Origin of the sequence: Methylibium sp. T29 (genome assembly GCF_000576205.1) — a bacterium.
GTDB lineage: Bacteria > Pseudomonadota > Gammaproteobacteria > Burkholderiales > Burkholderiaceae_C > Methylibium > Methylibium petroleiphilum.
Genome location: NZ_AZND01000153.1, coordinates 1 through 8,116, shown reverse-complemented (window position 1 = coordinate 8,116; position 8,116 = coordinate 1). Strand labels below are relative to the sequence as shown.

At 70.2% G+C, this 8,116-nt stretch carries 5 protein-coding genes and 3 pseudogenes; all 8 read left to right on the top strand.

Annotated elements, in window-relative coordinates:
• Positions 1 to 8 precede the first annotated feature (8 nt).
• Positions 9 to 545, top strand: coding sequence for a DNA-deoxyinosine glycosylase (locus x551_RS15565; protein WP_343252148.1), 537 nt, complete (start codon positions 9 to 11; stop codon positions 543 to 545).
• 46 nt (positions 546 to 591) lie between these two features.
• Positions 592 to 1,356, top strand: coding sequence for a spermidine synthase (locus tag x551_RS15560; protein WP_051512072.1), 765 nt, complete (start codon positions 592 to 594; stop codon positions 1,354 to 1,356).
• A 10-nt stretch (positions 1,357 to 1,366) separates the two neighbouring features.
• Positions 1,367 to 3,205: pseudogene (locus x551_RS15555) on the top strand (ATPase, T2SS/T4P/T4SS family).
• 127 nt (positions 3,206 to 3,332) lie between these two features.
• Entirely contained in the window at positions 3,333 to 3,797 is a 465-nt protein-coding gene (locus tag x551_RS15550; protein ID WP_036230061.1) for a tripartite tricarboxylate transporter TctB family protein, read from the top strand.
• Between the two features lie 16 nt (positions 3,798 to 3,813).
• Positions 3,814 to 5,321, top strand: a pseudogene (locus x551_RS15545) (tripartite tricarboxylate transporter permease).
• Between the two features lie 93 nt (positions 5,322 to 5,414).
• Positions 5,415 to 7,031 (top strand): annotated as a pseudogene (locus x551_RS27510) (gamma-glutamyltransferase family protein); the annotation flags it as partial.
• A gap of 159 nt (positions 7,032 to 7,190) precedes the next feature.
• Entirely contained in the window at positions 7,191 to 7,946 is a 756-nt protein-coding gene (locus x551_RS27505; protein ID WP_253950390.1) for a DMT family transporter, read from the top strand.
• Between the two features lie 17 nt (positions 7,947 to 7,963).
• The coding region (locus tag x551_RS15535; protein ID WP_036249340.1) for an SDR family NAD(P)-dependent oxidoreductase at positions 7,964 to 8,116 on the top strand (153 nt) is incomplete at its 3' end.

Sequence of the window (8,116 nt, the reverse complement as noted above, 5' to 3'; positions counted from 1 at the left end):
CCGATGCCCTGGCCGCCGGATCGCGGGCCGACGCTGCCACGCTGCCGCCTCTGTCCGGCCTGCCGCCGGTCGTCGGCCCGGCCACGCGCCTGGTGGTGCTGGGCAGTTTCCCCGGCGCGGCCTCGCTGGCCGCACAGCAGTACTACGCGCATCCCCGCAACCACTTCTGGCCGCTGCTGTCAGCGCTGTGGGGCGTGGACCTGCGCGCGCTCGACTACCCGCGGCGGCTGCAGGAGCTCACCGCGCGCGGTCTCGGCCTGTGGGACGTGTACGCCACCTGCCGGCGCGAAGGCAGCCTGGACAGCGCGATCCGCGACGCGCGGCCCAACGACCTGGCCGGCCTGCGCCGGCTGGCGCCGAACTGGCAGGCCGTGGCCCACAACGGTGGGGAGTCGGCGCGGTCGGCGCGCCTCACCGCCGCGCTCGGGCTGGTGGTGCACCGGCTGCCCTCCACCAGCCCCGCCAACGCCAGCTGGTCTTTCGAGCGCAAGCTCGCGGCCTGGCGGGCGGTCTTCGAACAACACGGACTGATCCCTACCTCCTGATGGCGACCTCCCGCAAGCCAGGAAGCCGACGCTCGCGCCGGCCACGATGTCCGAGTTCGACGGCGTGCGCTACCTGCACCTCGGCACGCCCTGGGTGCAGGGCGCGATGCGCATCGCCAAGCCGCAGAAGATCGAGCTCGAGTACGTGCAGCGGATGATGGCGTGGATGCTGCTTTCGGACCGATTGCACGGCGCCGTGGTCGAGAAGGACCCCGACGGCGAGCCTCCGCATGCGGTGCAGCTGGGCCTGGGGGCGGCGGCCATCACGCGCTTCTGTCACAAGAAGCTGCGCTGGCGCACCACCGCGGTCGAGATCAACCCGAGCGTGATCGGCGTGTGCCGCGTGTGGTTCAAGCTGCCGGCCGACGACGCACGATTGGCGGTGATCGAGGCCGACGCCGGTGCCTACGCGGCCGATGCGGCGCACGCCGGCCAGGCCGATGCGCTGTGCGTCGATCTCTACGACCACGATGCCGCGGCCCCGGTGCTGGACGACGAGGCCTTCTACCGCGGTTGCTGCGCGTTGCTGGCGGAGGGTGGGGTGATGAGCGTCAACCTGTTCGGCCGCGACGTGAGCTTCGATCGCAGCGCGCGGCGCATCGCCGCGGTGTTCGGTGCCGACCGGATCCTGATGCTCAAGCCGACCCGCGAGGGCAACACCATCCTGCTGGCCTGGCGAGGCGGCGATCGGCCGGGGCGTGAAGAACTCGAACGCCGTGCCGCGGCGATCGAGGCAAAGTTCGACCTGCCGGCTCGCAAATGGCTCAAGCTCTTGCAGAATCTGCCCGAACGCCTCCCCACTGCTGCCTGACGAAACCTGCATGACCGCTCGCACTCCCGCTGCCGCGCGCGCGCCGGCCTCCGCTGACACGGCGCTTCCCGCGGCCGACGCGGCGCCGCAAGGGCCGCTGCACTGGCGCCAGCTCGTCACCTGGCTGCTGACCGACGGCGTGATCACGCTGGCCGACGGCAAGCGCGTGGCGCAGCGCTTCGCCGCCGGCGACAGCGCGCAGCACCCGCTGGTGCGGCTGAGCGGCGCCGGTTGGTGCATGCGACCACCGGCGCGGCGCTCGATGTCGAATCGCTGACCGAGTGGCTGGCCAAGCGTTGCCAGCTGCCTTATGTGCGCATCGACCCGCTGAAGGTCGACGTGGCGCGCGTGGCCGACGTGATGTCGGCCACCTACGCCGAGCGCCGCCGCGCGCTGCCGCTGCAGGTCGGCCCGACCGAGGCGCTGGTGGCGACCTGCGAGCCTTTCGACACCGACTGGCTGCCGCAGATCGAGGCCCACACACGCAAGACCATCAAGCTCGCGCTCGCCAGCCACTGGAGATCCAGCGCTACACGACCGAGTTCTACACGCTGTCGCGCTCGGTGCGTGCGGCGCAGAAGAGCGGCGATGGCGCCGGGCCGGCCAGCTTCGAGCAACTCGTCGAGTTGGGCAAGAGCAACAAGCAGCTCGACGCCAACGACCAGGGCGTGGTGCAGGTGGTCGACTGGCTGTGGCAGTACGCCTTCGACCAGCGCGCCTCCGACATCCACCTCGAGCCGCGCCGCGAGATGGGGGCGATCCGCTTCCGCATCGACGGCGTGCTGCACACCGTCTACCAGGTGCCGCTGTCGGTGATGGGCGCGATGACGAGCCGCATCAAGCTGCTCGGCCGCATGGACGTGGTCGAGAAGCGACGCCCTCTCGACGGTCGCATCAAGACGCGCCGGCCCGGCCCCGAGGGCACGTCGCGCGATGTGGAAATGCGTCTGTCCACGCTGCCCACGGCGTTCGGCGAGAAGATGGTGATGCGCATCTTCGACCCCGATGCCGCGGTCAAGCCGTTGTCGGGACTGGGTTTCGCGCCGCACGAGGTGCGACTGTGGGAGGAGCTCGTCACGCGCTCGCACGGCATCATCCTCGTGACCGGCCCCACCGGTTCGGGCAAGACCACCACGCTCTACTCCACGCTCAAGCGCCTGGCGACCGACGAGGTCAATGTCTGCACCATCGAGGACCCGATCGAGATGATCGAGCCGGCCTTCAACCAGACCCAGGTCCAGCCGGTGCTCGACCTCGGCTTCGCCGAGGGCCTGCGCGCGCTGATGCGGCAGGACCCGGACATCATCATGGTCGGCGAGATCCGCGACCTCGAGACCGCGAGATGGCGATCCAGGCCGCGCTCACGGGGCACCTGGTGTTCAGCACGCTGCACACCAACGACGCCGCGGCGGCCGTCACGCGGCTCACCGATCTCGGCGTGCCGCCCTACCTGATCGGCGCGACGGTGATCGGCGTGCTGGCGCAGCGCCTCGTGCGCACGCTCTGTCCGTCGTGCAAGCAGCCCGACGACAGTGCCGCCGGCCGCGAGGTGCTCGACGAGGCCATCCGGCCCTGGAAGCTCAACGGCGAGTACCGGCCCTGCAAGCCCGTCGGCTGTCTCGAATGCCGCCACACCGGCTACCGCGGGCGGGCCGGCCTGTACGAACTGCTGGAGCTGAACGACGCACTGCAGTCGAGCATCCATCCTCACTACGACGCCGGAGCCCTGCGCAGGCAGGCCGTGAAGCAGGGCCTGCAGCCGTTGCGACTGGCCGGTGCGATGAAGGTCGCGCAGGGCCTGACCACGATCGACGAGGTGCTGCGCGCCACGCCGCGCTGGGAGACCTAGACCGACGCTGACATCGCGCCGGGGCTCTCGGACGCTACGTGTAAACCACACAGAGCGTGCCGCCGGGCGCTTCCTAGAATCGGGTTCACAACAGTGCCACAGGGCACGGACCGCGAGGAGGCATCCGGTGAAGATCAAGAGTCAGCGAGATTTCGTGTCCGGCGTGATGTTCGTCGCCATCGGCCTGGGCTTCGCGATCGGCGCGACGACCTACAGCTTCGGCACGTCGGCCAAGCCCGGGCCGGGCTACTTTCCTCTGCTGCTGGGATTGATCCTCGCGCTGCTGGGTGCGGCGGTGCTGTTCAAGGCCTTGACGATCGAGAGCGACGGGGGCGACCCGATCGGGCGCATCGCCTGGAAGCCGCTGCTGCTGATCCTGGGCGCGGTGATCCTGTTCGGCGCGCTGCTGCCGCGGCTGGGCATGGCGATCACGGTGCCGATCCTGATCGTGATCGCCAGCTTCGGCGGGGACGAGTTCCACTGGAAAGGCGTGCTGGCGACCTGCGTGATCCTCACCGTCGGCAGCTACCTGGTGTTCGTGAAGGGCCTGAACCTCACGATCCCGATGTGGCCCACCTTCCTGGGCTTCTGAAGCGAGGCGCACTGTCATGGACCTGCTCAACAACCTCGCGACCGGCTTCGGCGTCGCGCTCTCGTTCCAGAACCTGCTGTACGGTTTCTTCGGCTGCGTGCTCGGCACGCTGATCGGCGTGCTGCCCGGCCTCGGCCCGGTCGCCACCATCGCGATGCTGCTGCCGTCGATCTACGCGCTCGACGCGACGCCGGCGCTGATCATGCTGGCCGGCATCTACTACGGCGCGCAGTACGGCGGCTCGACCACCGCGATCCTGATCAACGTGCCGGGCGAGTCGAGCTCGGTCGTGACCGCGATCGACGGCTACCAGATGGCGCGCCAGGGCCGTGCCGGCGCCGCGCTCGCCACGGCCGGCCTGGGCTCGTTCTTCGCCGGTTGCGTGGGCACCATCATCCTGGCCGCGTTCGCGCCGCCGCTCACCGAGCTGGCCTTCAAGTTCGGCCCGGCCGAGTACTTCTCGCTGATGGTGCTGGGCCTCATCGGCGCGGTCGTGCTGGCCTCGGGGTCGCTGGTGAAGGCCATCTCGATGATCGTGCTGGGCCTGCTGCTGGGCCAGATCAACACCGACGTGATCTCCGGCGTGCCGCGCTACAGCTTCGACATCGCCGAGCTGACCGACGGCATCGGCTTCGTCGCCATCGCGATGGGCGTGTTCGGTTTCGGCGAGATCATCGCCAACCTCGGCCAGCCGCCCGAGCACCGCGAGGTGTTCACCAAGTCGGTGGGCGGTCTGTGGCCGACCAAGGAAGACTTCAAGCTGGCAGCGCCTGCGGTGCTGCGCGGCACGGCGCTCGGTTCGGTGCTCGGCATCCTGCCGGGCGGCGGCGCGCTGCTGGCCTCGTTCGCCGCGTACACGCTGGAGAAGAAGGTCGCGAAGGACGCGCGCAAGTTCGGCAAGGGAGACATCCGCGGCGTCGCGGGTCCGGAGAGCGCCAACAACGCCGGCGCGCAGACCAGCTTCATCCCGATGCTCACGCTCGGCATCCCGCCCAACGCGGTGATGGCGCTGATGGTCGGCGCGATGACCATCAAGGGCATCCAGCCCGGCCCGCAGGTGATGACCAGCAACCCCGAGCTGTTCTGGGGCCTGATCGCCAGCATGTGGATCGGCAACCTGATGCTGGTGGTGCTGAACCTGCCGCTGATCGGCATCTGGATCAAGCTGTTGACGGTGCCCTACCGCTTTCTGTTCCCCGCGATCCTCACGTTCTGCTGCATCGGCCTGTACACGCTGAACAACAACAACTTCGATGTCTACATGGCGGCCGGCTTCGGTCTGATCGGCTACCTGTTCTACAAGCTCAGCTGCGAACCGGCGCCGTTGCTGCTGGGCTTCATCCTCGGCCGATGATGGAGGAGAACCTGCGCCGCGCGCTGCTGCTGAGCCGCGGCGACTGGAGCACCTTCGCGACCCGTCCACTGTCGGCCGCCCTGCTGCTGGCGGCGGTGGCGATGATCGTGGTGGTGATGCTGCCCTCGATCCGCAGCAAGCGCGAAGAAGCCTTCCAGGACGCCGACTGACGCTGCGCCCCGGGGGCTCTCCAAGCCCCCGCATCCGGCTGTGGCAGGACGGTCCGGGCAGCGAGCGGCGAGGCCGCTGCCCATAATCGAACCATGAACCCCTTCGACTACCGGGCGGGCTACGGCAGCCAGCGCCTGCCGCTGTTCGCACGCAACGTCGTCGCCACCTCGCATCCGCTGGCGGCCCAGGCCGGGCTGCGCATGCTGGCGGCTGGCGGCAATGCCGTCGATGCCGCGGTCGCCACCGCCGCGGTCATGACGATCGTCGAGCCCTGCAGCAACGGCCTGGGCTCGGACGCCTTCTGCATCCTGTGGGACGGGCAGGCGCTGCACGGACTCAATGCCTCGGGCCGCGCGCCGCAGGCCTGGACGCCCGAGTACTTCCATCGCAAGTACGGTCGCGACACGATCGCGCCGCCGGCGCGCGGCTGGGACAGCGTGACGGTGCCTGGCGCGGTGGCGTCGTGGCTGGCGTTGAGCGAGCGCTTCGGCAAGCTGCCCTTCGGCGACTTGCTGGCGCCGGCGATCGAGGTGGCCGAGCGCGGCTATGCGGTGCCGGTCGTGGTGGGACAGAAGTGGGCCGCCGCCGCCCAGGTGGAGGCGCTGGTGGCTCAGCCCGGATTCACCGAGGCCTTCCTGCCGCAGGGCCGCGCGCCGCGGGTCGGCGAGTTGTTCAAGCTGCCGGGTGCGGCCCGGGCGCTGCGCGCGATCGCCGCGACGCGCGGTGCGGCGTTCTATGGTGGCGAGATCGCGGAGGCGCTGGCGCGGCAGGCACGCGTGCAGGGCGGCGCGCTGACCGCGCAGGACTTCGCCGCCTACCGACCCGAATGGGTCACGCCCATCGCCCAGGCCTACCGCGGCCAGGTGCTGCACGAGATTCCGCCGAACGGGCAGGGGCTCGCGGCGTTGCTCGCGGCCGGCATCGTGGCGCACTTCGATGTCGCCTCGCTGCCGGTCGACAGCGTAGCGTCGCAACACCTGCAGATCGAGGCGATGAAGCTCGCCTTCGCCGACGTCTACCGCTACGTGGCCGAGCCCGGCAGCATGGAGGTGAGTGCCGAACAGCTGCTGGCCGGCGACTACCTGGCCGCCCGGGCCCGATTGATCGACCCGAAACGCGCCCAGGACTTCGGCGCCGGCAACCCGGTCAAGGGCGGCACCATCTACCTCACCGCAGCCGACGAGACCGGCATGATGGTGAGCTTCATCCAGAGCAACTACATGGGCTTCGGGTCCGGCGTGGTGCTGCCGGACTGGGGCCTGAGCCTGCAGAACCGCGGCCACGCCTTCAGCCTGGACGCGCGCAGCCCCAATGTCGTGGCACCGGGCAAGCGGCCCTTTCACACCATCATCCCGGCCTTCCTGAGCGATGCCGACGGCGCGCCGCGCATGAGCTTCGGCGTGATGGGCGCGAACATGCAGCCGCAGGGTCACCTGCAGACGCTGGTGCGCATGGTCGACTACGGCCAGGACCCGCAGGCCGCCTGCGACGCGCCGCGCTGGCGCTACAACGCCGGCCTGGAGATCAACGTCGAGGCCGGCATGGACCCGGCCACGGTGCAGGGCCTGGCGGCGCTGGGCCACCGCATGGAAGTGATCCAGGACAGCTACCAGGACTTCGGCGCCGGGCAGTTCATCTGGCGCCTGGGCGATCCGGCGGTCGAGGGCTACGTCGCCGCGAGCGACCCCCGGCGCGACGGCCAGGCGGTGGCTGGTAGTGTCGCCACCGCCGTCCGCGGCGCGGCCCGGCCTGCCCTGGGGCGGGCTGGCGCTGGCGATGGCCGGTGCGATCGCCTTCTCCGGCAAGGCATCGTCGCCAAGCTGCTGTACCGCCACGGCCTCGACGCCGTCACGGTGCTGTTCTTCCGCATGCTGTTCGCGCTGCCGCTGTTCCTGGCGATGGCCTGGTGGGCCAGCCGCGGCAGGCCGCCGCTGACGGCGCACGACCGGCGCATGGTGCTGCTGCTCGGCGTCACCGGCTACTACCTGGCGAGCTTCCTCGACTTCCTGGGCCTGCAGTACATCAGCGCCAGCCTGGAGCGGCTGATCCTCTACCTCAACCCGACGCTGGTGCTGGCCTTCGGCGTGCTGCTGTTCGGCCGGCGCGTGACGCGCCCCCAGGCGGTGGCGATCGGCGTCAGCTACCTCGGCGTGCTGCTCGTGTTCGGCCACGAGGTCGGCTTCCAGGGACCCGACGTCGTGCTGGGCGCGCTGCTGGTGTTCGCCAGCGCGGTGAGCTATGCGGTCTACCTGGTCTACAGCGGCGAGCTCGTGCAGCGCCTGGGCTCGATGCGGCTGGTCGGCCTGGCGAGCACGGTGGCCTGCGCGCTGTGCATCGCGCAGTTCTTCGTGCTGCGCTCGCCGGCGGTGGCGCTGGCCGTGCCGGAGCCGGCGCTGTGGCTGTCGCTGCTGAACGCCACGGTCTGCACCGTGGCGCCGGTGCTGATGGTGATGATGGCGATCGAGCGCATCGGCCCCACGCTGGCGGCGCAGACCGGCATGGTGGGACCGATGAGCACGCTGCTGATGGGCATCGTGATCCTCGGTGAGCCCTTCACCGCCTGGATCGCGGCCGGGACGGCGCTGGTGCTGGTGGGCATCTGGCTGCTGGCGCGGGCGCGCTGAACGACAAGGAGCACGACATGGATCTGGGCATCAGCGGCAAGTGGGCGCTCGTGTGCGCTGCCAGCAAGGGGCTCGGCCTGGGCTGCGCGGAGGCGCTCGCCGCCGAGGGCGCGAACCTGGTGATCACGGCGCGCGGGGCCGAGGCGCTGCAAGCGGCGGCGAGCGCGCTG

Bases quoted from the DNA above. Each gene is read 5' to 3' on its own strand.
- x551_RS15560 (WP_051512072.1), top strand. From the start codon at position 592: ATGTCCGAGTTCGACGGCGTGCGCTACCTGCACCTCGGCACGCCCTGG.
- x551_RS27505 (WP_253950390.1), top strand. From the start codon at position 7,191: ATGCTGTTCGCGCTGCCGCTGTTCCTGGCGATGGCCTGGTGGGCCAGC.